At 41.8% G+C, this 24,565-nt stretch carries 26 protein-coding genes; 16 read left to right on the top strand and 10 right to left on the bottom strand.

Features of this window, described 5'->3' with window-relative positions:
- Positions 1-68 precede the first annotated feature (68 nt).
- Both VB732_RS09990 and VB732_RS09985 read right to left on the bottom strand, forming a co-directional pair.
- The gene (locus tag VB732_RS09990) at positions 69-473 is read right to left on the bottom strand and encodes a hypothetical protein (protein WP_323230671.1); all 405 of its coding nucleotides are present in this window, start codon (positions 471-473) and stop codon (positions 69-71) included.
- Between the two features lie 2 nt (positions 474-475).
- Complete coding sequence (locus VB732_RS09985; protein WP_323230670.1) at positions 476-1,450, bottom strand: hypothetical protein; 975 nt, start codon at positions 1,448-1,450, stop codon at positions 476-478.
- A gap of 326 nt (positions 1,451-1,776) precedes the next feature.
- Between VB732_RS09985 and VB732_RS09980 the strand changes: the two genes are divergently transcribed.
- The 4 genes from VB732_RS09980 to VB732_RS09965 all read left to right on the top strand — a co-directional run bounded on the left by VB732_RS09980 (position 1,777) and on the right by VB732_RS09965 (position 2,849).
- Positions 1,777-2,064, top strand: coding sequence for a BrnT family toxin (locus VB732_RS09980; protein ID WP_323230669.1), 288 nt, complete (start codon positions 1,777-1,779; stop codon positions 2,062-2,064).
- Positions 2,033-2,311, top strand: a complete 279-nt coding sequence (locus VB732_RS09975) for a hypothetical protein (protein WP_323230668.1) — start codon at positions 2,033-2,035, stop codon at positions 2,309-2,311. The genes VB732_RS09980 and VB732_RS09975 overlap by 32 nt, the downstream gene beginning before the upstream one ends.
- A 131-nt stretch (positions 2,312-2,442) precedes the next feature.
- Entirely contained in the window at positions 2,443-2,643 is a 201-nt protein-coding gene (locus VB732_RS09970) for a type II toxin-antitoxin system HicB family antitoxin (RefSeq protein WP_323230667.1), read from the top strand.
- A complete protein-coding gene (locus tag VB732_RS09965; RefSeq protein ID WP_323230666.1) occupies positions 2,640-2,849 on the top strand; it encodes a type II toxin-antitoxin system HicA family toxin in 210 nt (69 codons plus the stop codon). Before VB732_RS09970 ends, VB732_RS09965 begins: the two co-directional genes overlap by 4 nt.
- 37 nt (positions 2,850-2,886) lie before the next feature.
- Here VB732_RS09965 and VB732_RS09960 read toward each other — a convergent pair whose 3' ends face one another.
- Together VB732_RS09960 and VB732_RS09955 are read right to left on the bottom strand one after the other, a co-directional pair.
- On the bottom strand, positions 2,887-3,609 hold the full coding sequence (locus tag VB732_RS09960; RefSeq protein ID WP_323230665.1) for a hypothetical protein: 723 nt from the start codon (positions 3,607-3,609) through the stop codon (positions 2,887-2,889).
- Between the two features lie 150 nt (positions 3,610-3,759).
- Positions 3,760-4,482, bottom strand: a complete 723-nt coding sequence (locus tag VB732_RS09955; RefSeq protein WP_323230664.1) for a Uma2 family endonuclease — start codon at positions 4,480-4,482, stop codon at positions 3,760-3,762.
- A 496-nt stretch (positions 4,483-4,978) separates the two neighbouring features.
- Between VB732_RS09955 and VB732_RS09950 the strand changes: the two genes are divergently transcribed.
- On the top strand, positions 4,979-5,971 hold the full coding sequence (locus VB732_RS09950) for a DUF4351 domain-containing protein (protein WP_323230663.1): 993 nt from the start codon (positions 4,979-4,981) through the stop codon (positions 5,969-5,971).
- A 114-nt stretch (positions 5,972-6,085) separates the two neighbouring features.
- Here VB732_RS09950 and VB732_RS09945 read toward each other — a convergent pair whose 3' ends face one another.
- From VB732_RS09945 to VB732_RS09935, 3 genes are all read right to left on the bottom strand, one after another.
- Positions 6,086-7,663 carry an NAD(P)H-quinone oxidoreductase subunit 4 gene (locus tag VB732_RS09945; RefSeq protein WP_323230662.1) on the bottom strand — a complete coding sequence of 526 codons (1,578 nt, stop codon included), beginning with the start codon at positions 7,661-7,663 and terminating at the stop codon, positions 6,086-6,088.
- 267 nt (positions 7,664-7,930) lie between these two features.
- Positions 7,931-8,317, bottom strand: a complete 387-nt coding sequence (locus VB732_RS09940) for a HEPN domain-containing protein (RefSeq protein WP_323230661.1) — start codon at positions 8,315-8,317, stop codon at positions 7,931-7,933.
- On the bottom strand, positions 8,314-8,637 hold the full coding sequence (locus VB732_RS09935) for a nucleotidyltransferase domain-containing protein (protein WP_323230660.1): 324 nt from the start codon (positions 8,635-8,637) through the stop codon (positions 8,314-8,316). Before VB732_RS09935 ends, VB732_RS09940 begins: the two co-directional genes overlap by 4 nt.
- A gap of 195 nt (positions 8,638-8,832) precedes the next feature.
- On the opposite strand from VB732_RS09935, the gene VB732_RS09930 reads away from it, so the two are divergent.
- The 6 genes from VB732_RS09930 (at position 8,833) to VB732_RS09905 (ending at position 13,830) form a co-directional block, all read left to right on the top strand.
- Positions 8,833-10,881 (top strand): restriction endonuclease subunit M, encoded by a 2,049-nt coding sequence (locus VB732_RS09930; RefSeq protein ID WP_323230659.1) that lies wholly within the window; start codon positions 8,833-8,835, stop codon positions 10,879-10,881.
- 4 nt (positions 10,882-10,885) lie between these two features.
- Positions 10,886-11,575 carry a restriction endonuclease subunit S gene (locus tag VB732_RS09925; protein WP_323230658.1) on the top strand — a complete coding sequence of 230 codons (690 nt, stop codon included), beginning with the start codon at positions 10,886-10,888 and terminating at the stop codon, positions 11,573-11,575.
- Positions 11,576-12,502, top strand: a complete 927-nt coding sequence (locus tag VB732_RS09920) for a hypothetical protein (protein WP_323230657.1) — start codon at positions 11,576-11,578, stop codon at positions 12,500-12,502.
- Positions 12,503-12,546: 44 nt separating this feature from the next.
- Complete coding sequence (locus VB732_RS09915; protein ID WP_323230656.1) at positions 12,547-13,020, top strand: helix-turn-helix domain-containing protein; 474 nt, start codon at positions 12,547-12,549, stop codon at positions 13,018-13,020.
- Between the two features lie 72 nt (positions 13,021-13,092).
- Entirely contained in the window at positions 13,093-13,482 is a 390-nt protein-coding gene (locus tag VB732_RS09910; RefSeq protein WP_323230655.1) for a hypothetical protein, read from the top strand.
- 144 nt (positions 13,483-13,626) lie between these two features.
- Entirely contained in the window at positions 13,627-13,830 is a 204-nt protein-coding gene (locus tag VB732_RS09905) for a hypothetical protein (RefSeq protein WP_323230654.1), read from the top strand.
- 206 nt (positions 13,831-14,036) lie between these two features.
- Here VB732_RS09905 and VB732_RS09900 read toward each other — a convergent pair whose 3' ends face one another.
- The 3 genes from VB732_RS09900 to VB732_RS09890 form a co-directional block, all read right to left on the bottom strand.
- Positions 14,037-16,139 (bottom strand): NAD(P)H-quinone oxidoreductase subunit 5, encoded by a 2,103-nt coding sequence (locus VB732_RS09900; protein ID WP_323230653.1) that lies wholly within the window; start codon positions 16,137-16,139, stop codon positions 14,037-14,039.
- Between the two features lie 213 nt (positions 16,140-16,352).
- Positions 16,353-16,739: a thioredoxin family protein gene (locus VB732_RS09895; protein WP_323230652.1), complete on the bottom strand. Its 387-nt coding sequence runs from the start codon at positions 16,737-16,739 to the stop codon at positions 16,353-16,355.
- 414 nt (positions 16,740-17,153) lie between these two features.
- The gene (locus VB732_RS09890) at positions 17,154-17,876 is read right to left on the bottom strand and encodes an NnrU family protein (protein WP_323230651.1); all 723 of its coding nucleotides are present in this window, start codon (positions 17,874-17,876) and stop codon (positions 17,154-17,156) included.
- Between the two features lie 212 nt (positions 17,877-18,088).
- Between VB732_RS09890 and VB732_RS09885 the strand changes: the two genes are divergently transcribed.
- The 5 genes from VB732_RS09885 to VB732_RS09865 all read left to right on the top strand — a co-directional run bounded on the left by VB732_RS09885 (position 18,089) and on the right by VB732_RS09865 (position 24,553).
- On the top strand, positions 18,089-19,102 hold the full coding sequence (locus VB732_RS09885) for a LysR family transcriptional regulator (RefSeq protein ID WP_323230650.1): 1,014 nt from the start codon (positions 18,089-18,091) through the stop codon (positions 19,100-19,102).
- A gap of 247 nt (positions 19,103-19,349) precedes the next feature.
- The gene (locus VB732_RS09880) at positions 19,350-20,744 is read left to right on the top strand and encodes a serine/threonine-protein kinase (protein WP_323230649.1); all 1,395 of its coding nucleotides are present in this window, start codon (positions 19,350-19,352) and stop codon (positions 20,742-20,744) included.
- Positions 20,745-20,772: 28 nt separating this feature from the next.
- Positions 20,773-21,816, top strand: a complete 1,044-nt coding sequence (locus tag VB732_RS09875; protein WP_323230648.1) for a PstS family phosphate ABC transporter substrate-binding protein — start codon at positions 20,773-20,775, stop codon at positions 21,814-21,816.
- Between the two features lie 76 nt (positions 21,817-21,892).
- Complete coding sequence (locus VB732_RS09870; RefSeq protein WP_323230647.1) at positions 21,893-23,290, top strand: ABC transporter substrate-binding protein; 1,398 nt, start codon at positions 21,893-21,895, stop codon at positions 23,288-23,290.
- Between the two features lie 216 nt (positions 23,291-23,506).
- Positions 23,507-24,553 (top strand): PstS family phosphate ABC transporter substrate-binding protein, encoded by a 1,047-nt coding sequence (locus VB732_RS09865; RefSeq protein ID WP_323230646.1) that lies wholly within the window; start codon positions 23,507-23,509, stop codon positions 24,551-24,553.
- Positions 24,554-24,565 lie beyond the last annotated feature (12 nt).

The raw sequence follows: 24,565 nt of genomic DNA, 5'->3' as shown, positions 1-24,565 counted from the left end.
ACATGAAAAAAGCCTACGTAGGCAGGCTTTTTAGAAAGTTTTGGGAGAGCGATCGCGCTGTTATAAAATCAAAATTTCCATTCGTGATCTGGATCATCCAGGGCGGCGCGAACAGAAGCTAAATTTGCAAGGTCTTTGAAGGGGCTAGATTTAGCTATTTCTGTGATTGAGTTTAAGGTAAGGGCTAGTTGTTCATTATTGCCGGATGCGATCGCATTATCAACGACAGCAAACAAAGCGCGAAAGTTTTCTGCACGTTCATCAAAAGAGCGATCTAGATACGCCATCAGCAACTCTCGCTGGGCGTTAATCTTGGTGATTGTTTCGTTTTCCCAAGCTTCAATCTCTCGTCTCTTTGTCTTTTCCTGTTCGGCAACCTTCAGGTAATCGGTGCAAGCTGAAACCATTTGCTGTAAGCATTCAGCAGGATTTAAGTTTGCGAGTGCAAAAGTAGCTATTTTGTGTACTGACATGCTTAATTTGCTCCCAAAGTACGATACTTTGCTTGGATAGTCGTGCAAGCAGGATTCAGATACCCTTCACTGTCTAAAATAGGAGTTTTCATGATTTCTGCAAGCGCTTTTACCAGAAGTGCTACTTCTTGAAACTTCCTAGCATCGCGATCGCGATTAAAAGGTTGGGCTTCAAGCTCTTGAAGTGCAGATTTAGCACGGTTGTTTAAATTACACACTAAATTAGCCAGTTCTACTGTTCGCCGTTTAACCTGTAATAGAAAGTCTTGAGCTGCTTCAATATTGGCAATCTCTACATTGACATTAGCTTCATACTCTCGCGCTTTAGTCAAAGCTTCCTCACCCTTACCAGCAAGTTGAAAACCCCCAACCATGAACGCCGGGCCGAGTGTAATACCTCCCAATACAGCGCCACCAACCGCCATACTAGTACCACCACCTAACCAAGTTATGGCTCCAGTCCAAGCAGCAGCACCACCAACTTGTGAGATAGCAACTTCACTAGCCCACAATCCAAAGAACTTGGAAACAGTAACAGTACCTACACTCTTTGCTAAGGTAACTGCACCAGAACCTGCTGCTGAGGCTGCAACGGCTGCTGATACACCACCTTTTACCCACTGTTCAGCTTTGATAACTTCTGTTTTGTACTCCTGAATTTGTTGAGTAGAGATGTCTAATCCAGTTAGAATGTCCAGATTGTTTTGGGAAGCTCGCTGACCAATTCTCTCAATAAAAGCTATAAAGTTTGAAATTGTACTCTGCTTAATACGAAGTTGCATTTGACCATAGGTTTCTGCTGACTGGTTGGTAATTTCCCAGGTTGCTTTTAAGTTTTGCAAGCTACTTTCGTATTTCTGTTGAGCTTGTTCACCAATTTCTTTTGCCTGATTCATATTGCCAATGCCTTCAGCACCTTTTAGCGCTCCGAAGGCTCCAGTAGCCAAAGCAGCAGCGCCCAAAATCAGTGGAATCATGAAATACTCCTGATTGTGATTAGTATTTGGTTAGTACTCGTCTACGGGTCAAACATAAAATCAAGGCATCACCTTATACTTATCTTTCCCTGAGATACCAACTAATAAACATTCAGAAGGTATAAATTTGATACTGCGATGAATGCAGTTGTCAATCATTTTTGTGTTGAGTGCGATCGCATCGGTGGGAGGCTAATACCTGAATGCAATGGACAAGCGATCGCACTCCACTTGACGCTAGAATAATCAGTCGCAACCTTGTAGAGATGATTGGTGATGAAAATTAAAGCAGTTGATTTTCCGGGTATCACTGGTATATTGAGTCCATGAAGTTTGAGTGGGATGAGCGTAAAAACCAAAGCAACATTACAAAGCATGGTTTGGACTTTGCTGATGCTTTCCGCGTGTTTAATCTACCCATGCTTGTCTACCTAGATGAACGAGAGGACTATGGAGAGGAACGGTATCTCGGTATTGGACTACTTGATGGACGAATTGTAGTAGTTATTTACACCGAGCCAGGTGAAGAAATGGTTCGGATCATCTCATTAAGAAAGGCACTGTCTCACGAACGAAAAAGCTATGAACAATACCTCAAGAACCGATTGGGTTAGAGTCGATGCAATGAATGACGAAGACATCGACACCTCAGATATTCCACCCTTGTCAGAAGAATTTTTTGCTAAAGCACAATTGCGAATGCCCAAGTCACCTGTAACAATAACAGTTAAGGTAGATCCTGAAACTTTTGCTTGGTTCAAAGAGCAGGGAGAGACTGCCGAACAGCAGATGGCTGTGGCATTAAAGATTTACGCAGAAGCACATAAAGCTTATCCAGCGTCTGAGGCGAAGTCAACCTAATACAATACTAAATTGGATGTCTTTAACAATAACCTCAGTGCAGCAAACAAGCGATGTCTACGACGGGCGTAGATGCAGCACTCGGCTTGACGCTAGAATATTAAGTCGCAATCTTGTGGAGATGATTGGTAATGAAAATTAAAGCAGTTATCTGGCAAGAAGACGGTGTGTGGTGTGCTTCTGTACCTGCCCTACCAGGATGCCACACTTGGGGAGACAGCTATGAACATTTGTTAGAGATGCTGCAAGATGCAGTTCAAGGTTGGTTGGAAGTTGCTAGCGAACGAGAAGAACTTGACCCGGAGAAACAGTTGGTTGAAATATCGCTATGAAAGCGGTTTCAGGTAAAGCACTTTGTAAAATTTTGGAACGGCAGGGTTGGCAATTGAAACGGATTACTGGCAGTCATCATATTTACGTAAAAGAAGGTGTTGATGTTATCCTCTCCGTTCCGGTTCATAGTAATCGAGATTTACCGATTGGAACTTTGAAAAGCATTATGAAAGATGCTGGACTTACCGAAGAAGATTTGGACTAAAAGCGATCGCAATTATCCCAAGTTCACATAACAGCACCTAAGTTGAGCAGTTTTGGGTTAGTTGTAGCCTCAGATAATCAATGAAATCCAGAATTTCTGTATCAGTGAGTTGTAGACGCGATCGCTTGCCATATTTCTGCTGTAAATACTCCCTTCCCTGCTCTGGAGTCCAATTTAATTGAGCTAAATATGTGTCAGTTTTAGCTATAAAAACATCACGCGGTTCAGGCGTTTTTATATTGTCATTTGCTTCTGATTGAGATTGATTTTTATCTTGATTAAAATTATGAATATTATTAATTTTTAAACTTACTCTTTGTCCTAAAGCTTGCCAGTCTAATTCTCTATGTCCATCCCAACTAACACCTATAGAGCGATAAGTTACTGGATCGTAAATATTACAGAATACTACTTTTTTATCTCCAGGACTAACGGCAATAGTAAGTGGATGACGCAGTTGTTCAAAAGTAAGAATATCTAAAGACAGCAATAAACCTTTACAAAAATAGGTATCACTTCCTGAACGGATAATATAGGGTTTGTCTGCCAAAACATTTAAATCTGTTCTGATAACTTCTCCGAATGTATTTTCAACCTTTTTATTAACTTCTATCCCTGTAATTAACCCAGTCAAGGCTCTTTCATAAATTGCGATACGTTTTTCATCTTCAGCAAGCATATACCAACAGTGATCGGATTCTTTGCTGACAAAGACATATTGAGGTTTTGGGACTGCTCCAAATCCTAATTTAACTTCCATATTTTTGATGAAGGTTTTGGTAAATATATTTATTGAGCAACAAGCTATGACGATTTTTACCGTCCAGCTATTAGTTGCTTCATAGATATAATTCCCCAGCCAAGAAGCTAATTAACACTAAGGCAGCGAAAATTACAAAATCTGCTGAATCTATAACAAACTTTCTGGATCAATACCAAGCGCATTCAATTTTTCAATTAACATTTTCACCTGTTGTTCTGCTTCCACCCGTCGCTGTTCTTCAAAAGCTGTGCGTTCTTCCGCTTCTCTAATGCGTTCTTCTGGTGTCAGCAATTTTTGCCCTTCTTCGTCATACCAGTACAGCCACTCCCGCACAATACCTTGATAAATTCCCCGTTCTCGTCCAATTCCTAAACCAATCTCCGGCAGCCAAACGGGATTTCCTGACATTAAGATATATTCCCCATCAACTAGGTGATACACCTCTAAAGGTGTCTTTTTACGCCGAAGCGGACTATATACAACGTAGTACAAAATCCCTAATTCTTTGGCATAGAATTCTTTTTTGGTGGTATATTCTTCCCGATATATTTGGGAAACAACTTCTAGTGCTAAAATTGGCTGCTTCTTTTCTTCCCATAGTACATAACTTAGGCGCAAGTCCTCATCAATGAAGCGTTTAACTCCTAAGCTGAGAAACCCATCAGGGACAATGGCTGGTTTGTCTGGGTGAGAATAAATACCCATATCAACACCAAAGAACCAATCCCAGCGATCGCACCAAGCTAAAGCCAGTGTCGTTTTCAGCAAGCCGGGAATTAAATTTTGGAGTTCATTATCCACAGCAGTATCATCTGAGTCAGGTAATTCTTCGGAAGATGGCAAACAATGCAGTGGATTGTAGTTTAACATGAGCGGTTTTGCCAAATTTGATTCTAGATAGATTGTACGTAATCTATTGATGTGCGATCGCAGGGCAAGAATAAAGAACCATTTTTTGTCTAGGCGTAGCCCGTTGTAGACATCGCCTGTGGATCTTTCTCAGTATTCACAGACTTGTGATTGCAAACAAAATTTTACATTAAATTCATGGTTTTTCGATATTGATTACCAGAATCTCTAACTGACAATAGCAAAAAAGCGCGAAATATTTTTCTTTTGGTATGTACTGCTCCAAAAGCGTACCAAAAAAGGCCGGTACAAACACGCCCTCAATGCAATAAATATTTCAACTAAAATAGCGATCGCTATCTAATTAGCAATTTGGATCGCATTCAAAAGACCTTTGATGCTCGTTTTTTTTGCTAATGTTGGCACAGCTTTGAACGCAGGATTTATGAATGCTATAGTTGAGCAAAGCGAAACTCAATGTTAATAATTTTGCAAATTTATCATCTGCAATCAATTCATGAATAATGTTAGCGAACGCGCTGATTTTGATAGCCCTTGGAAAGAAATTATAGAAGCTTATTTTCCCCAAGCAATGCATTTCTTTTTTCCAGAAACTTCTGCATTAATTGATTGGGAACGTCCCTATGAATTTCTGGATAAAGAATTTCAACAAATAGCTCGTGAAGCTGAACAAGGTAAGCGATATGCCGATCAATTAGTCAAAGTCTGGCAAACGCAAGGGGAAGAACTGTGGTTATTAATCCATGTTGAAATTCAGGGACAAAAAGAAGATAATTTTCCTAAGCGGATGTTTACCTACAATTTTCGCATATTTGACCGCTTTGATCGGCCAGCAATAAGCCTTGCAATTCTCTGTGATCCAAACCGCGAATGGCGACCAAGCAATTACAGCTACAATTATCCCAATACTCGCTTAACTTTTGAATTTGGCAGTATTAAACTTTTGGATTACGAAAATCGCTTCCACGAGTTAGAAAATAGCGATAATCCATTTGCAACTGTCGTCATGGCGCATTTGAAAACACAACAGACACGCTCATCACCCGAACAACGCAAAATATGGAAATTTAGCTTAATTCGCAGACTATATGATTTAGGTTTAGAAGAGCAGGATATTCGCAATCTATATCGATTTATCGATTGGGTTATGATATTACCAAAAGCATTGGAAAATCAGTTTTGGGAAGAGTTTAAACAATTTGAGCAGGAGCGGACTATGAGATATATAACTACAGGTGAGCGCATCGGCTACGAGCGCGGAAAACAAGAAGGCAAACAAGAAGGTAAACAAGAAGGTAAAAAGGAAGGTGAACAACAGCTTATTTTAAGGTTACTACAAAGACGAGTGGGAGAATTATCACCACAATTGCAAGAGCGCATCCAATCTCTTTCTTTAAATCAATTAGAAAACCTTGGCGAAGCTTTGTTAGATTTCACTGCTATGGAAGATTTGCTGAACTGGTTGCAAACAAATCAATCAGCTCAATGATTTATTTATTACATTACCAAATAAAAAATTACGAGTGAGTAACAAAAAGGGCAGGTACATAACCTGCCCTCAAAGCAATCAATATTTAAACTAAACTAAAGTAGCGATCGCAACTTAATTACCAATTTCCGGCGCACTCAAAGAAACCTTTAGTGCGTCGTCTTTTTGCTGTGCTAATGTCGGCACGGAATCACGCAATCTTGCTGTCAATTGTACAGTTGTCGCGTCATACATTTGAGTCAGCAATTTTGGATAGAAACCAATACCAATAATTGGAATTAACAAACAGGCAATGATAAATACTTCACGGGGTTCGGCATCTATCAAAGCTTGGTGAGAAACTAATTCCTCGTTCTCTTTACCGTAGAAAATTTCTCGCAACATCGACAGCAGATAAATCGGAGTTAAAATCACTCCCACTGCCATCAAGAACACCACGATAACTTTGAAGGTAGAGCTATAAGCATCGCTAGTAGCAAAGCCGACAAATACCATTAATTCTGCCACAAAACCGCTCATCCCAGGCAATGCCAAAGAAGCCATCGAACAGGTAGTGAACATGGCGAAAATTTTCGGCATTCTCTTCGCAACACCGCCCATTTCATCCAACATCAGGGTGTGGGTGCGATCGTAAGTTGCGCCAACCAGGAAGAACAAACTCGCCCCAATTAAGCCGTGGGAAACCATTTGTAACACTGCCCCACTCAATCCCAAATCAGTGAAGGAGGCAATACCAATCATCACAAAGCCCATGTGAGAAATTGAGGAGTAGGCAATTTTTCGCTTCAGGTTGCGCTGGGCAAAGGATGTTAAGGCTGCGTAGATGATATTAACTACCCCCAAAACCACCAAAACTGGTGCAAAATAAGCGTGGGCATCGGGGAGCATTTGGGCATTCATCCGAATTAAGGCGTAACCGCCCATTTTCAAGAGAATACCTGCTAGTAGCATGTGTACAGGTGCTGTTGCTTCACCGTGGGCATCAGGTAGCCAGGTGTGCAAGGGGATAATCGGCAACTTGACGGCGTAGGCAATCAGGAAGCCAGCATAGACGGCAAGTTGGAAATTGAGGGCAAAGTCTTTTAAGGCGAGCGATCGCATGTCAAACGTCACCGTATCGCCGTAAAATCCCATTGTCAGGGCAGACAGCAAAATAAACAGCGAACCGCCTGCTGTGTATAAAATGAATTTAGTCGCTGCATACTGCCGTCTTTTGCCTCCCCAAATCGACAGCAGGAAGTATATCGGTACTAGTTCCAGTTCCCACACCAGGAAAAATAACAGCATATCCTGGACGGCGAACACGGCTATTTGACCGCCATACATCGCCAAAATCAAGAAGTAAAATAGCTTCGGCTTGAAGGTGACAGGCCAAGCTGCTAATATCGCCAGCGTGGTAATGAATCCAGTCAAAATAATTAGGGGCATAGATAAGCCATCTGCCCCTACTGACCAATTCAAATCTAGTTGGGGTACCCAGGGGTAACTCTCCACCAACTGCAAATCTGGATTGGAGAAATCATACCCAGTATAAAAGGCATAAACAATGAGTGCAAAATCGATCAGCCCTACGACAAGGGAGTACCAGCGCACTGTTTTGCCTTCTTTATCCGGGATGATGGGAATCAGTAGTGAAGCGGCTATCGGCAACAGAATAATCGTCGTCAGCCACGGAAAATTAGCTGTATTCATCACAATTCGTCTGCTATCAAAATCATGTTTGGCAAAAAGTCACTAGTTATTAAGTAACAGCTTTTTGGGGATTTCGTCTTCCTCGTTAGGTTGATTTAATTAAATTGGCAATCCCCTATTTTTTTCGCTTAGGAGTCTTTTTTGACATTTGGGGGCGCGGAATGTGCGTTGTGATACTCCCGGTTAAATCAAAAATTTACCTAAAAAAGCCGGTAAAATTATAGATTAGGGGTGCGATCGCAATGATAAAGCTATTTTTGTGCTTGTTCAAGGGGATAGAGAGTCAATATTTGCTTTGGCAAAATTAAGAATTTCGATAGTTCTCTGAATAATCTGATCCGCATCAGCTTGAGTAATATTAGGATCAGTATTATAGTCACCGCGTAAACGAGTTCTTTCTGCATCAATTAAATAACGATGAAATTCACGAGGAACTCGTTGTGGACGTGCAAATCTTTCTCCAAAAGCAGCAATTACGGCTGAATGTTTAGAGTAAGCCAGTCCTTCCCCTTCTAAAAAAGCGGTAGCGATATAAAACATTGCGTAATAGCCACGAGATGCTGCAAATTCAGCAAAACCTTTTTGGTTGAGTTCTTCTGCTGCTTGTAAACTTCTCTCCGCTTTTTCTAAGAGTTTTTGTTGTTCAGGGGTCATATTAATAACCCATCTTGCCTGACATTACGAAAGAAACCACTATTATAATTTTCTAGTTGTTCACTAGTAGCAAAAGCACAACTAATTAAAACATTATATTCTAAACATAAATCAGCAATAGTTTGACTTATTTTTTCACTTTCTTGAGAATAGTTAAAGACATCTTTTAATACAATTAAAATATCAATATCTGAGTCTGGTTGTGCTGTTCCTCTGGCTTGTGAACCAAATAAAATTAGTTTGTCTAATTGTTCTCCATAGAGTTGTTTTAAGCTTTCGCGTATTTTGGGTAAAATTGTTGAAATTGGTTGATATAGCATAATAAATCAACAATTACTTAGTTTTATGCCTATATTAACTCAAAAGCGATGTCTTCTCTGTGTAGGGCAGCAGATCGTAGCGATCGCAGTTATGACTAAATAGCTTGTCTTCGCTTTTTAATACAGAAAGCGCGATCGCCCGCGATCGCATATCATTTATCTACTGTGTAGTCTGTCTCCCATAGCAATAACTTCATGCCTTTCTCCGATTTCACTAATCCTTACCAAAATCCGGCTAACATACCAGAGAAGTATCGCCAGGATATAAATCTACGGAAGTTATTTAAAGCTGATGGTTCTTATGTGCGTCCAGCAGAAGACCCTGTGACGATGTGGGCGCTTCAGATTTTAGTAGAAGAGTACGGTGTTCCACTAGAGGCAATGGAACTAGAACTAAATTCGGATTTTGCCGAGGGAACTCATCAAGGTGGGCGACGCTATCAAGGAAGGGCAGACCTTGTAGTTTACGATGACCGTTATGCTGATTCTGTAGGTAATTTGGATGTAGCCTTCATTATGGTGGAGGCTATGGAACCAAGTAAAAAAGTTGGCGGGACTGAGGGCGAAGGTTGGGTTGATCATCTTAACCGACTCAATGCTTACATGAGTGCTTCACCATCTGCCCGTTATGCGATTTTAACCAGTGGTAAACATACAGTAATTTATCGTCGTGACCTTGAATATCCACGCAAGTTAGAAATAATTGGTGATTTACAGAAGTATGAAAGCTCCCGTGAAGCCGCAAAGCACAGTTTTTATACTGTAATCCTTAATCCCAGTGAACCAGATGGGATTCAAACAGGACTCACGCCCCTAACCCGTGATAGGTTTCGGGAGGTTTTGGGAGATACGCGATCTGGTTGTCACTCTATTCTGAGAGATAATGAGGGTTTGCAGCCACAAGAAGCCGTTGATGCAATGGTTAAATTCTTGTTTGCTAAGTGGTATGACGAACAGGCAACAATTGACTTGGTAAAGCAAACAGGAGAATCACGGGCTTATGTATTTAGTGTTAGTAATGAAACTGACCCAGAACGTTTATTAGTTCAGGTAAGAGACACTTTTGAGAAAGCGAAGCAGTGGGAACGAGAAACAATAGCGAAAAAATTTGGTGATGATTTGGGTGTGCGTTTGGCTTTTAATGAGGCTGATGTGCTGCAATTCAAGCCTCACACGACAATGGAAATCGTCAAGCGTTTACAGCCTTGGAGTTTGCGAAAATCTTCAGCAGATGTCAAAGGTGGGGTGTTTGAGGATTTTTTGAGTAAGACTTTCCGCGATGATTTGGGGCAATATTTCACACCTACACCTGTAATTAATTTAATGGTGGGAATTTTGCAACCTACAGTAAACGATTATGTTGGTGATCCTGCTTGCGGTTCAGCGCGGATGTTGACCCACGTTTTGGATTATGTGCGTAAGCAGGAGTATGCAAAAGCAATAGCAAATAATGGTGGTAGTGCTGAAGGGATTAATCCTGAAGAACCAACAGAAGAGTTTATCAAGTTTCGAGATAATCATTTATTTGGTGCTGAATATTCTCGAAATGTGATGCACGTAGCGCGAGTTAATACTTTAATGAATGGCGCACAATATGCGGATTTAAAGGTAATGGATTCGCTGGAGCGATTGGGTAGCATTACAGGAGGAATTACAGAGGGACTTCCAGAACGTCCAGGGTTTTATCTGGGAGGGCTGACAATGATTTTAACTAATCCTCCATTTGGTTCTAAATTAACAAATGAAAATGTTTTGAAGGATTTTGCTGCACGGGATGGGGTGACAAATAAAAATGGTAAAATTGTTAGAAGTATTCCCCAGGAAGTTGCTTTTTTAAATCGTTGCTTGGAATATCTTGCACCAAGTGGAAAGTTAGTAATTGTTTTACCTGATGGAGTTTTAGCAAACAGTTCAATGCAGAATGTAAGAGACTGGATTTTACGCTGGGCAAGCTTGAAGGCAGTTATTAGTTTACCAAAAGAAACATTCATGCCCTACGGTGCTGGCGTAAAGACTAGCGTGGTTATTCTTGAAAAGCGTGAGATAGCTTTGACGACAGAAAGTCAGCTAGAAATTGGTCAGGAAGTTATCGAAGCTGATCGGGATTATGAGATTTACATGGCTAGGATTGATAATATTGGCTATGACGGGGCTGGTCGTATTTCTATCCCTGAAGATGAGGTTAACGAACCGTCAGAGGTTAGAGAAGTAATTACAGATTTGGCTGAGTTGTTAGGGAGATAGTTAAATGGAAAAAACTGTTGTTAATCTTTCACAGTTGCGTCAGAAGGGTGTCTGGAACTTTCAGCCTTACTCCCAAGTAGTAACAGGTGCAATGGCGCAATTAGAGAAAAGTCCCTTTCCTGTGGTTAAACTGGGAACTTTACTTCTTGAGGGAACTACCAAGCGTGGTTACTCCGTTACTGGGGTTGAGAATGTGGACGGGATTCCTTTACTCTCAACACGTAATATTTCAGCGCCGGGTATCAACCTTAATCATGTGCGCTATCTAACTCCAGATGAACATAAGAAACTTGAAGCAACTCAAGTTCATACGGGTGATGTACTAGTTAGTCTGATTATGCGTCCGGGGATAGCTGCTGTTTATGAATCTGACCAGCCTGCGAACATAGATACACACCTTGCAAGACTGCGCCTAACGAATAAGATTGATTCAGCTTACTTGGTTTTCTATCTCAATTCAGATGTTGGTCAAGCCCTGATTCACTCCCTTTCAACTGGTAGCGTTCAGCCTATGTTAACCATTACTGCTTTAAATGATTTGCCTGTGATACTTCCCTCTCTCGCTGAACAGAAACAAATTATTGCAGAAGCACAGCGATTAACACAAGAGGCAGGGCAATTATCGAAAGCTGCCCAAGAGCGCCGTACTGAAGCCCAGAAGCTTCTTGGAAAGCTATTTCAAGAGGCAGTTTAAATGATCCATGCTTGTTACTTGACTGTCTTTGAACAGCCACAGGAGGAATTAGAAAGAGCTTTGTATGATCTTTTCGATGACTTGGGTGCTGTATATGACGAATACGAATCAGTACCTCTAAACCCATTAAGTAATCAATATGAATTGCAAGCAGCAGTTACCCAAAATTTTGAGTTTCTTTTAAATGTACACTGGCAATCTGATATAAATTCCCATATTTTAATAACTTTTGACGTTGAAATGGTAGTTCCAGTTGAACCTGTCGAACTTGAGAAGGCTTTAGCACAGCCGACAGAAACTTACTTTCCGAAATTGACCCTAGTTTATAACTTTTATGGTTATGAGCGAAGCAAGAGATTATTCCCTTTAGTCATAAATTTTGAAAACGCAGTCAGGGAATTTATTATATCTGTAATGCTCAAAAAATATGGCTCTGGCTGGCAAGATACTCTTGATAAATATATAGAAGATGCTAAACAAGATATTGAAAAATACAAAATAAGATATGGATATAAATGGGAAGAGAAATTGCAAAGATATGAAAAATGTAAAAGTGAAGCGGTGGATAGTCAGAAACGGGAAGCTGACTACCAGCGACATAAACCCCTAATTATGCACTGGCTTTACCATGCAAATTTCACAGATTTATCAGAAATGATTAGTATGGTTGATGACTTAGAAGGAGGTTATAAGTTAGCAAATTCTCCTCAGTCAGCCTTCGCTAGTATTGTTGACAAAAGCGCACGAAATACAATTACAAACAAAATCAACTATATTCGTGTATTGAGGAATAGACTGATGCATGGACGCTACTTAACAGATGAGAATGAAGAGTTAATCAAATCTATTTGTGAAGAGTTCCACGATCTAATTATTCAGCCAGGACACATTAATAACTTTGAAAGTCGCAGGCTAACTGAAGATTAACTAATTGGTAAAAGATAATAGATGGTAGTAGAGGAAGAGGTTACATGAAGGAGGGCAGCAAATACCAGCCACTCCTAGAATTTTTGCGTGGCGGTGATCAAAATGAAATAACTCTATCATTTGCTGAAATTGAGACTTTAATAAACGATGTATTGCCTGAATCAGCAAGAAATAAACAGGCATGGTGGAGTAACCGGAAACAAGGCTCATCACAAGCTTACGCTTGGATGGAAGCGGGATATCGCGTTGAAAAAGTGGATTTTGATCAGCAACAAGTCATATTCCGTAAACCTCCTGATAAATATCAAATTCAGCTTCAGGGTGATACTGTACTGTGGAATGCTGAGTTAATTAAAGCACTGCGGCAACACATGGATTTAACACAAGCGGAGTTTGCACAAAGGCTAGGTGTGCGACAAGCAACAGTGAGCCAATGGGAAAAAAGTGTATATGAGCCGACTTTAGCCACATCTAAGTATTTGACCTTAATTGCAAAACAAGCTGGATTCAAAATTTAAACTAAATCTATTTACATAATAATACTTTACCGCATATATTGTTTTTTAGTCAAACATTTTATTCGGTAGAGCATGAATATTCAAAACACCGAACCCAAAGCCCTCTTCCTCTCCCCCGACGGCAACGTATACCCCGACAACCTAATTTGCACTGGCATCATCCCCGCAGAACTCGACGGCAAACCCTGCCCCCATTCCCAAGCAGGGCGCTTTCCTGGAATTAAACCCCTTAATCCTGAAGACTCAAACTACACCATCGACAAAGGAAAACCAGGCGACCTCTGCCCAACCTGCGCCAAACAACAACTTGCACACCTTGGACACTGGCAAGGTCACAGAAATCAAAAATTCCCTGAAGAACTTCTATCATTGCGCTTGTTCAAATGCCGGATGTGGCTATGGCTAGTTGTCCCAGGACTTCACGACCATGATGCAACCCAGGTTTTACCACAAAATCTATGAGATGAGAGTGTTTAGAAGCGATGAAAACACACTCACACTTACAGCAACCCAGCAACAAAATTACAAATCTTGTCAAAAGCCAGCAAATAAGTTTCCGAGGCTTCCTGCTGGCTCTTGGCTCCCTAACAAAAGGAGACATTCACCATGATAAAACCAGTTATTGCCCAAAATCATCCTTGGGTAATAGTAAAAACTGTAGTGATTACCCAATCTCACACCGTCGCCCGTTTTGCTAACCGCCAAGATGCAGACGACCATTTAAGATTTTTGCGTCGAACTATTCCCAATGGAGGTTTTGAGATTATGTTTGAACCACCAAATGATGTAAAAGAAGACTTTAATATTTAATTGCTGACTATCAGCCAAAAAAAAGGAGTCTAAATTAGGCTCCTAAAAAACTTGGGGTGAAAGGGCGGTTAGAAACCGCGTCTACACAGGCAAAACCCACCTCCGTGGGTTTCAAAAATTTAATTTTTCCTTAGTCCGCGCAGGCGGACTTTGTTTGTGTAGCCGCGAATTCTATTCGCCCAGGCTCTAATTTGACACTACACAAATCAGGTAACACCAAAGACAATCACTAAGCCCAAAACCGCCCCAAACACAATCAAGGCATAGAATTGAGCGCGACCGTTTTCTAGGTACTTCAGACCTTCACCGCTAACAAGGGTGAAAAAGCCTGTGAGGTTAACAGCACCATCAACAACGCGGAAGTCAACTTCCATAACTTGTCTAGCTAGGCGACGCAAGCCGAGGACAAAAACCCGATGGTAAATGTCATCAAAGTACCACTTGTTGAGGGATAAATCGTAAAGTGGTTTGATTTGAGCAGCGATCGCACCTGGGTCAATTTTACGGCGCAAATACATCAGCGATGCCAGGGTAATCGCAATCAAAGAAATTCCGACTGAGGCACCCGCCATGATGTAGAATTCCGTCGGATTGAACTCGGAAGCTTTTTCTATAACTTCGGAGAGAGTTTCGCTAGGAGGAAAGATAAACTCTTCAAAATAATTGGCGTAGGGAGTTCCCACCAAACCAATCAAAATCGAAGGCACAGCCAACAGTGCCAACGGCAGCGTCATCGTCCACGGCGATTCGTGGGGGGAGTCGCTGTGATGCCCGTGGGAGTCATGGGAATCATGCTGCTGACTAGTTGCCGCCAATTCTCCTTTCTTCATCGCCCCAGGCCCAAAATTCGGGACTGGTTCTTCTGACTCTAATTCCAGGACAATTGTCGCCGCAGCTTTTTTAAGTTTTTCCTTGATTTTCTCGTCAGTACCCCGGAATTTGCCTTCAAATGTCATGAAATACATTCTGAACATATAGAAAGCTGTAATCCCGGCAGTTAGCCAGCCAATCATCCAGAGAAATGGGTTAGCCTCAAAAGCCTTCCCTAAAATTTCATCTTTTGACCAGAAACCAGCAAAAGGCGGAATACCAGAAATTGCCAAGCAACCAATCAAAAAGGTAGTTGCTGTGACGGGCATATACTTCCGTAGTCCGCCCATCAGCCGCATATCTTGCGCTAAGGCGGGGTCGTGACCGACGACACCTTCCATACCGTGAATTACGGAACCTGAACCCAAGAACAGCATCGCTTTGAAATAGGCGTGGGTCATTAGGTGGAATAGTCCAGCACTGTAGGAACCTATTCCCATTGCCATCACCATGTAACCAAGTTGGGAAATGGTGGAATAAGCCAAGCCCTTTTTGATGTCGTTTTGGGTAATGGCAATGCTAGCCCCCAAAAACGCCGTAAACGCCCCAGTAAAGGCAATGACATTCATTGCAACTGGAACGCCTTCAAATACTGGGTACATCCGGGCAATGAGGAAAACACCAGCCGCCACCATTGTTGCCGCGTGAATCAAGGCAGAAATGGGGGTGGGGCCTTCCATCGCATCTGGTAGCCAGACGTGGAGGGGGAATTGCGCTGATTTTGCTACTGGGCCTAAGAAAACTAAAATCGCAAACAGGACAGCGAGAAAATTGCTGATAGAACCTGATTCGACGAGTTGGGCGAGGCGATCGCCCATGATATTAAAATCAAAGCTTCCTGTTGCCCAGAACAGCCCCAAAATGCCGAGTAACAAACCAAAGTCACCGACGCGGTTAGTAACAAACGCTTTTTGAGCGGCATCTGCTGCTGACTTGCGATCGTACCAAAAACCGACCAGCAAGTAGGAACACATCCCGACCAGTTCCCAGAATATATAAATCTGTACTAGGTTGGGGCTGATCACCAGACCTAACATTGAGGAGCCAAACAAACTGAGATAGGCGTAAAACCTCACATAACCTGGATCGTGAGCCATGTAGCCATCGGTGTAAACCATGACTAAGCAGGCTACTGTTGTAACAATCACCAGCATTAGGGCTGTCAGGTGGTCAATAGTGTAGCCCATGCTCAGGTGAAAATTACCTGCTGCCGCCCACTCAAAGGTGCGAATATAAGACGGATGTCCTTGAATTTGACTCCACAACAAGGCAAACGACAGTGCCATAGCTGCTGCCATCATGGAGATAATCACCACAGCATTAAGCTGGCGGAGGCGGTTTGTCACCTGATTCAACGAGATTAACCCTAGACCGACCAGCATTGCCCCAAGAAGAGGGAACACCGGAATCAGCCAGGCATACTGATAGATTACTTCCATCACTGACGCCTACTTTTAAAATTCTTGATTTAGCGTGTCGAAACTGTTAATAATTGTGACACACACCCTTTAGGATAAAATAACCCACCCAAGACTGATTGGGTGGGGTGTTAAGCATGGTTTTAGATTTGGTCATTAGTCATTAGTCATTTGTCATTGGTCATTTGTCATTTGTCCAATGCCCTATTCCCCACGCCCTATACCCAATATCCATCAGGCCGATCGGCATTCTAAGTCCACTGTTTTTGGACTTTTGTAGATTTTCGGGTAATTGCTGTAGCTGGCTTTAATCTCTTCTAAAGCTAGACGTAAATCTTCTCTACCGCGAAAGCACTCCAAGCGATGGCGAACAGTGCCATTTTCAATCAATAGTAAAGTTGGCAGCGACTTTAGCTTATAAGTAGTAGACAATTTAAAATTTTGATCGGCGTTAACCCCAACTAATTTAATTTCGTCTCCACATTGGGATTGAAATTGCAATAACAGTGGGTGGATAATCCGACACAGGCCACACCAGGGTGCTTCAAAGTTAACTAAAACAGGAATAGGAGATTCTAAAACTTCTTGATTAAATGTCCGCTCACTAACCGACAACACCATGACGCCTCTTGGATTATAAGGTTTTTATATCAAACTACCTATCAGTACTGAAGTGAAGGATTGGTAAGTCAGTAACTGCCAATGGATGCTTTCAGGAACCAAATCTCAGGACACAGAATAATTGAGCAAAAATTCAGTGTGTTGATGTGTCTCTGACATAAAAAGCCAGCGCGACTCTCACGGTGGCTTTTTCGAATACTAGACTCCTGATTGCTGTGGCCGCCTGGGAATTTGACTGAATCTGCCACTAACTCCCAAGAAAAGACAACGGGCCTTCAACTACCAATATTAAATCTTAAGCTGACTAAACGCACCCCCACTGATAGATGTTTGAATTTATCCTACATTGATTTGGGGCAATTGATAAGCGGAAATTTTAATCATTTCGGATTTTCTGCTGACACTGGGGATCGCTTAAATTTCCCATTTTATTCTACCAGTTGCTTCCATCAACAGAGGATGCGACCACCAAAGTAAAACGATAAAAATGGCAACTCCCAAATAGGAAGGGCGAAGAAATTCCTGCCATAAGATAGATTGACGACCATCAATAATTGCTTTAAAGGGAATAATTGAAGTCCGTTGTTTGGCAATTTCAAAGGCTTCCCCATAGCGATCGCTCAAACGGCGATCCCCGTGCCAAACTCCAAACAAGTGATGCAACACCAATCCGATGGAAGTCACAAGGGTAAAGGTAGTTCCCAGCCAAAGAGTATGGGCAACACACCAGATTATTTGTCCCACCATCTGAGGATGACGGGTAATCCGAATAATTCCTGTTTCGTAGAGATGAACTTGGGGCTTTTGAATGGCAGCAATTTCTAGTAGATTGAAGGTAGCAGGATACAGAAACAAAAACGAGATCGCTGACAGCAGCCAAACAAATTCTCGCACTCCTGGCACTCCTTGTACCTGCCAAAGTTGCAAACCATCATAACGGTGCCCAAAAAAGTAAATAATTAATATCACGGCCAACGGGAGGCTGACTAATGCAAAAAAAATGCGATAAAGCCTTGGGCCAATATATTTTTCTGCCCAGGGACGCAAAGCAGCGCCTCCACTGTGAGCGATCACAAAAACTATTTGTAACCCCAGTATGACAAAATGACTGGGTGTCAACCAAGAAATCGGCAGCATATACACGGGTGAAGTAATTTAAAGAAAATTGAATTCAGTACAACCAATACCACAAAGTATTCCAAAGGAGACTTTAGTCAAGATGTTGTGCTACTGTCTTTTTCGAGTCAAGCCTTCAAGTTTAATATGCAACAAATCATGCGCGGCTGATTGCTGCCAAACCTTATTTGTTGTGTGCATCCGCTCCTTTCAATGTTTGTGGGTTGAGCCTTATGTCTGACCTTCCTTTCACTTTAGATCAGTTACGGATTTTAAAAGCGATCGCCCAAGAAGGAAGCTTCAAGCGCGCCGCCGATAGTCTTTACGTTTCCCAACCTGCCGTCAGCTTACAAGTCCAAAACCTCGAACGGCAGCTAGATGTCCCTTTATTTGACCGTGGAGGACGACGCGCCCAATTAACTGAAGCAGGGCATTTACTCCTGAATTACGGTGAAAAAATCCTTAGTCTGTGTCAGGAAACCTGCCGCGCCATCGAGGATTTACAAAATCTCCAAGGTGGAACTTTGATTGTCGGTGCTTCTCAAACCACCGGCACTTATCTTTTGCCCAAAATGATCGGCATGTTCCGACAAAAATATCCAGATGTGGCAGTGCAATTACACGTCCACTCTACCCGGCGGACTGCTTGGAGTGTCGCTAACGGACAAGTTGATCTGGCAATTATCGGCGGTGAAATTCCTAGTGAACTCTCAGAATCTTTGGAAGTTCTTTCTTACGCTGAAGATGAACTAGCGCTGATTTTACCTGTCTTTCACCCCTTTACCAAACTTGAAACCATCCAAAAAGAAGACCTATATAAATTACAATTCATTGCCTTAGATTCCCAATCGACCATCCGCAAAGTGATTGATCAAGTGCTAGGACGCTGTGAAATTGATACCAGACGTCTTAAAGTTGAAATGGAACTAAATTCCATAGAAGCAATTAAGAATGCCGTGCAATCTGGTTTAGGGGCTGCTTTTGTTTCAACAAGTGCGATCGCTAAAGAGTTACAAATGGGTGTTCTGCACCGTACCCCTATTGAAGGGGTTGTTGTCAAACGGACGCTGTGGTTGATTTTTAATCCCAATCGCTATAGATCAAAGGCCGCAGAAGCCTTTAGTCAAGAAATTTTGCCCCAGTTTGCTAACCCTGGATGGAGTCAAGATGTGTTAAAATTGGCACAAAAAAACATCGTAGTAACTACATTGGATATAGCAATACCCGCCTCTTCTGGCGAAGGCTAAAATCTAGTTACTCAATTTTGGATTTTAAATTTAAGATTTTGGATTAACCCCATAGGAAAAGTGGCACTTGAGATCATGAAATTATTTGATTCGTCTCCACTAATTTATCCAAAGGTATAAAGCCAAATTTTTAGATTTTGGATGAAAAATTGTTCCTTAAATCCAAAATCTAAAATCTAAAATCTAAAATTGGTAAGGTTATTAGTCCTTTGTTTTTTTTGTAAATGACTAATGACTAATCACGAAAATGGAAGTTTACTGTACTCGTCCACGTTGCCCACGTCCACAAAACCATTTTGCTGATTTAGATGATATTACGACGCTGAAAACAACGCAGCAAAAGTACTGTACTACCTGTGGTATGCCACTGCTGCTAGATGGTCGATATGTGCCCACAAAGTTGCTGGGAAGGGGCGGGTTTGGAGCCGCGTTTTTGGCACGCGATCGCCGAATCCCAGGAATGCGTCAATGCGTAGTTAAACAGTTTCAACCAGTGGGTAATTTAACCCCAGATCAACTGCAACAAGCACAGATAATGTTTGAGAGAGAGGCAGATGTTCTAGCACAACTTGGTAACGATCACGAACAAATTCCTGACTTGTTTGCCTTCTTCCCAGTAATAATTAATAGTTCGCAATCAGGACAAGAAGACCAATTTTTTTACTTAGTACAAGAATATATTGATGGGCAAAATTTAGAAGAATTAGCTCAACGGGGCAAATTTTCTGAACAGCAAGTTTTAGAGGTGTTGCAAGAAATCCTGAAAGTGCTAAACTTTGTTCACGAGCGAGGCATTATCCACAGAGATATTAAACCCTCTAACATCATGCGTCGTCGTGATGGGAAACTTTTTCTATTAGATTTTGGCGCAGTTAAGCAAGTAACAAATGTTGCACTAGGGGCTGCTTCTTCCACAGGAATTTATTCTATGGGATTTGCCCCACCTGAGCAGATGGCAGGGGGACGAGTATTCCCGTCTACAGATTTATACGCTTTAGCTGTAACTCTTATTACCTTGCTGACAAATCAGGAAGCAACTCAACTATTTGATGCCTATAGCAACCAGTGGAAATGGCGGGAGCAAGTAAATGTCAATCCTCGCCTGGCTGACATTTTAGATAAGATGCTGTTACCTGCTGCTAATCAGCGTTTTCAGTCGGCGCAGGAAGTTCTAGATGCACTTTACTCACAGCCTCTAGCCGCTACACAACTTAATTCGCCTTCTGTAACTCTTCCGCCACAATCACCTAGAAGTTCTAATCCTGTCGTTTCCCAGACTTCACCAACTAAACCAGCCTTTTCCACATTGGAATTGTTGAGTGGGGCGGCATTTAGTGGATTTGAAGGGGCATTAATAGCGATCGCCCTCTTCAGTCTAGTACAATCACCAATAGTTACTTTAGGCGTTGCATCTGTAATTTTGGGGATACTGGTATTTGCCCAAACCAGGCGATGGATTGAAAAGTTCGATTTATTAATTATTCCAACAATTACTTTTGCGATTATTTTTTTTATCCCCTTTTTACAAGGGGGGCTTCACATTCAGGGAGTGATTATTTTATCAGTTGCAGCAGCTTTGATAGCAATTTCACTAACAGCTATATTTCGACTTATCTATAAATTATTATCTCTTATCCTTTAAAACAACTCTTGGTGCTAACAGCTACATAATGTCTCAGAAAAACGAAACACTTAGCCTTTTCTTAGCGGTTGTCATCACTATTGGTTTAATCTTTAGTGGCTTATGGTTTTTTATGGAACGCTGGGCGCAACTAAATGGGACTGTTGCTAAATCTTCGGAAACTGACAACACAGATAACCCGGTAAACCAGTTTTTCAGTAAATGTAACGTGTCCAACCTGCCAGAGGGAACATTCAATTATGGTGGTAGCACCACCTGGGCACCTATCCGTAAAAACGTGGACTCCTCACTGCAAAGCCAGTGCCCTCGGTTTGTTTTACGTTACACTCAGCCTCCGTCAGATAAACCAGGTTCTGGAACTGGCATTCGGATGTTGATAGACAATCAGCTAGCTTTTTCTCAATCTTCTCGCTCAGTTAATGCTGAAGAAAATGCCGAAGCTCAACAGAAAGGGTTTAGTTTGAAAGAAATTCCCGTGGCGATTGATGGAATTGCGATCGCAGTTAACCACGATCTTAACATCCCTGGTTTAACCGTCGCTCAACTCAAAGACATCTACACAGGTAAGATTACTAATTGGCAACAGTTGGGTGGGCCAAATTTACCAATTGTAGTCTACTCTCGCAGTAAAGAAGCTGGGGGTACAGTAGAATTCTTTCTTGAAAATGTTTTAAATAAAGAAAATTTTGGTAATAACGTTAATTACATTAGTACGACCACAGAAGCAGTACGAAAAGTAGCTGCAAGTCCTGGGGGAATTTACTATGCTTCTGCCCCAGAGGTTGTACCCCAGTGTATGATTAAAACTCTACCATTAGGGCGGACAAGCGGTCAATTTGTGTCTCCCTACCAAGAACCTCTTGTACCTCAATCTGAATGTCCCAATAAACGTAATCAATTGAACAGTAAAGTGTTTCGTAGTGGGGACTATGCAATTACTCGGAATTTATTTGTCATTGTTAAACAAAATGGTCAAACAGATCAGCAAGCTGGCGAAGTTTATGCAAATTGGCTGCTAACACCTCAGAGTCAAGAACTGATTGAAAAAGCCGGATTTGTCAGAATTAAATGAACAAAAATGCCACTGAATTCTAACTCCTGAATTCTTTATTCAATAATAAATATTTTTTTTATATTTAAATTTGTTCATGTCACAAAAGAATGAAACCGCAATTTTAGCCTTGGCTCTGTTGCTAACAGTTGGAATAGTTGGCGGTGGTGCGTGGTTGTTTACCAATGGTGGGGTAAAAATTAATAATACCGTCATTTCAGGTTCAGAAGCAGGCAACAATCCATCCTTACAAGAGCGGATTACTTTTGGGGAGAAAATTTTGACTCCAGGTGCGGTTTCTGCTGCAAAAAAAGAAGGAGTACAAGCGATCGCTGCTAAAAGTTATGATCAAGCGATCGCTAATTTCACAGATTCCCTAAAACTCAACCGTAACGATCCAGAAGCACTAATCTTTCTTAATAACGCCCGCATCGGTTCTTCTAAGAGTTACACCATTGTGGCTTCTGTACCAATAGGGGCTGATCCTAATACTTCTTTAGAAATTTTACGTGGCATCGCCCAAGCCCAAAATGAAATTAATACCTCTGGGGGAACTAAAGAAGTACTGTTGAGGGTAGGTATAGCTAACGACGACGACAATCCAGAAATAGCAAAGCAAATCGCTTCTAGCCTAGTCAGCAATTCAGAAGTATTAGGTGTAGTTGGGCCGATCACTAGCGATTCTACTTTAGCCGCAGGTACTATTTATACTCCTGGACAACTTGTAGCTATTTCCCCTACCAGTACATCTGTCAAAATTTCTAACTTTAGCCGCTACGTTTTTCGCACGGTTCCCAGTGATTTTATGGCTGCGAGAAGTTTAGCCAACTACATGGTGACAAATTTGCAGAAAAAAAACGCAGTAGTTTTCTTTAATTCGCAAAGCAACTATAGCCAATCTTTAAAGTCTGAGTTTGTTTCATCTGTTTCTTTAGAAGGTGGACAAGTATCCAGCGAATTTGACTTATCCAAGGCAGATTTTAGTGCGGCTAAAAGTATAGAACAAGCAACCAAGCAAGGTGCAGAAGTCTTGATGTTAGCTGCTAACGCTGCAACTCTCGATAAAGCGCTGCAAGTAGTTCAGATTAACCAAAAAAAGTTAACTCTACTGGCAGGAGATGATGTTTACACCGCAAAAACTTTAGAAATTGGTAGAGAACAAGCTGTGGGGATGTTAGTGGCAGTTCCCTGGCATATTGACGGCAATCTTAAGTCAGATTTTCCCCAGAAATCTCGGCAGTTGTGGGGTGGTGATGTGAGTTGGCGAAGTGCCCTTAGCTATGATGCTACAGTGGCCTTAATTACGGCACTAAAACGCAATCCCACACGTTCTGGAGTTCAACAAGCCCTGGCATCCTCTGACTTTTCTGCCACCGGAGCTTCTGGTACAATTCGGTTTTTAGCATCAGGCGATCGCAATGCGCCAGTCCAACTTGTAAAAATCGTTCCTGGTTCTCGTTCTCGCACTGGTTATGACTTTGAACCAGTGCGTTAATTAGCAATAAAAAGTTAACCAAAAGTTAACCTGCAAAAGCTCTCAAAATAATAAATAATTCAAAGGAAATTTACTATATCTAGAACCCTAAAATAATCAGAAGTTAGGATTTGTCATAATTCACTAACAAAACACCCGTCCTGCCAATACAATCTCAAGTAGCAAGCACCTATCAAGTTAAGCACTTATATTGAATGGACGCACGGGTAATTTACTATGTCTCAAAAAAACGAAATACCTATTCTTGTTTTATCCATCCTAATCACAGCCGGGTTAATAGCTGGTGGTTATTGGTGGTTTAGTAGAAAGTCTGGTGTTGACCTAAATGCAATTAATTCTGATAGCACAAAAACGCCCCAAGCTGGCTCAGAACAACCTAGTGGCAATACTTTCACTTCAGTAAAGGATGTTCCTACAGGATTATTCAATTACGGAGGCAGTACATCATGGGCACCGATTCGCCTAGTAGTTGATTCACCAATTCAAGCCGCGCGACCAGAGTTTCGGCTACGCTATGTAGAACCCAGTAATGCCTCTCCTGGCTCTGGTACTGGCATCCAGTCACTGATAGATGGACAACTAGCCTTTGTTCAGTCCTCTCGACCAGTTTTAGACCAGGAACTAAGCCGTGCCCGGCAACGCGGATTCAGTTTGAAACAAATTCCTGTAGCTATTGATGGTTTAGCAGTAGCAGTTAACCCCAATCTCAACATCCCAGGACTGACGGTAGACCAATTAAAGTCAATTTACACAGGCAAAATTAATAATTGGAGCCAGGTGGGTGGCCCCAATATCCCGATTCAGCCCTATTCTCGCCGCATTACTGATGGCGGTACTGTAGAACTTTTTGTCCAAGACATTTTGGGTGGTCAAGCTTTTAGCCCCAATGTGGAATTTATCTCTACAACCACCCAAGCCTTGCAAAAATTGGCTGGTAGTTCTGGTGGTATTTACTACGCTTCTGCCCCAGAAGTGGTTCCTCAATGCTCAATCAAACCCTTGGCGTTGGGGCGGACGCAAGGGCAATATATTGCTCCTTACCAAGAAACATTTGTCCTCCCGTCTGAATGTCCTGGTAAACGAAACAAATTGAATATTGAGGCTTTCCAATCAGGAAAATACCCGATTACCCGCAATCTGTTTGTGGTGGTCAAACAGAATAGTCAGACTGAGCAGCAAGCAGGTGTCGCTTACGCCAACTTACTGCTGACTGAGCAGGGACAGGAACTGATTACCCAAGCTGGGTTTGTCAAAATTCGCTGACAACTGCGATTG

Source organism: Nostoc sp. UHCC 0252 (assembly GCF_034931145.1).
Lineage (GTDB): Bacteria > Cyanobacteriota > Cyanobacteriia > Cyanobacteriales > Nostocaceae > Nostoc.
Note: the sequence above shows the minus strand (reverse complement) of the source record. Positions and strands in the feature narration are given on the sequence as shown.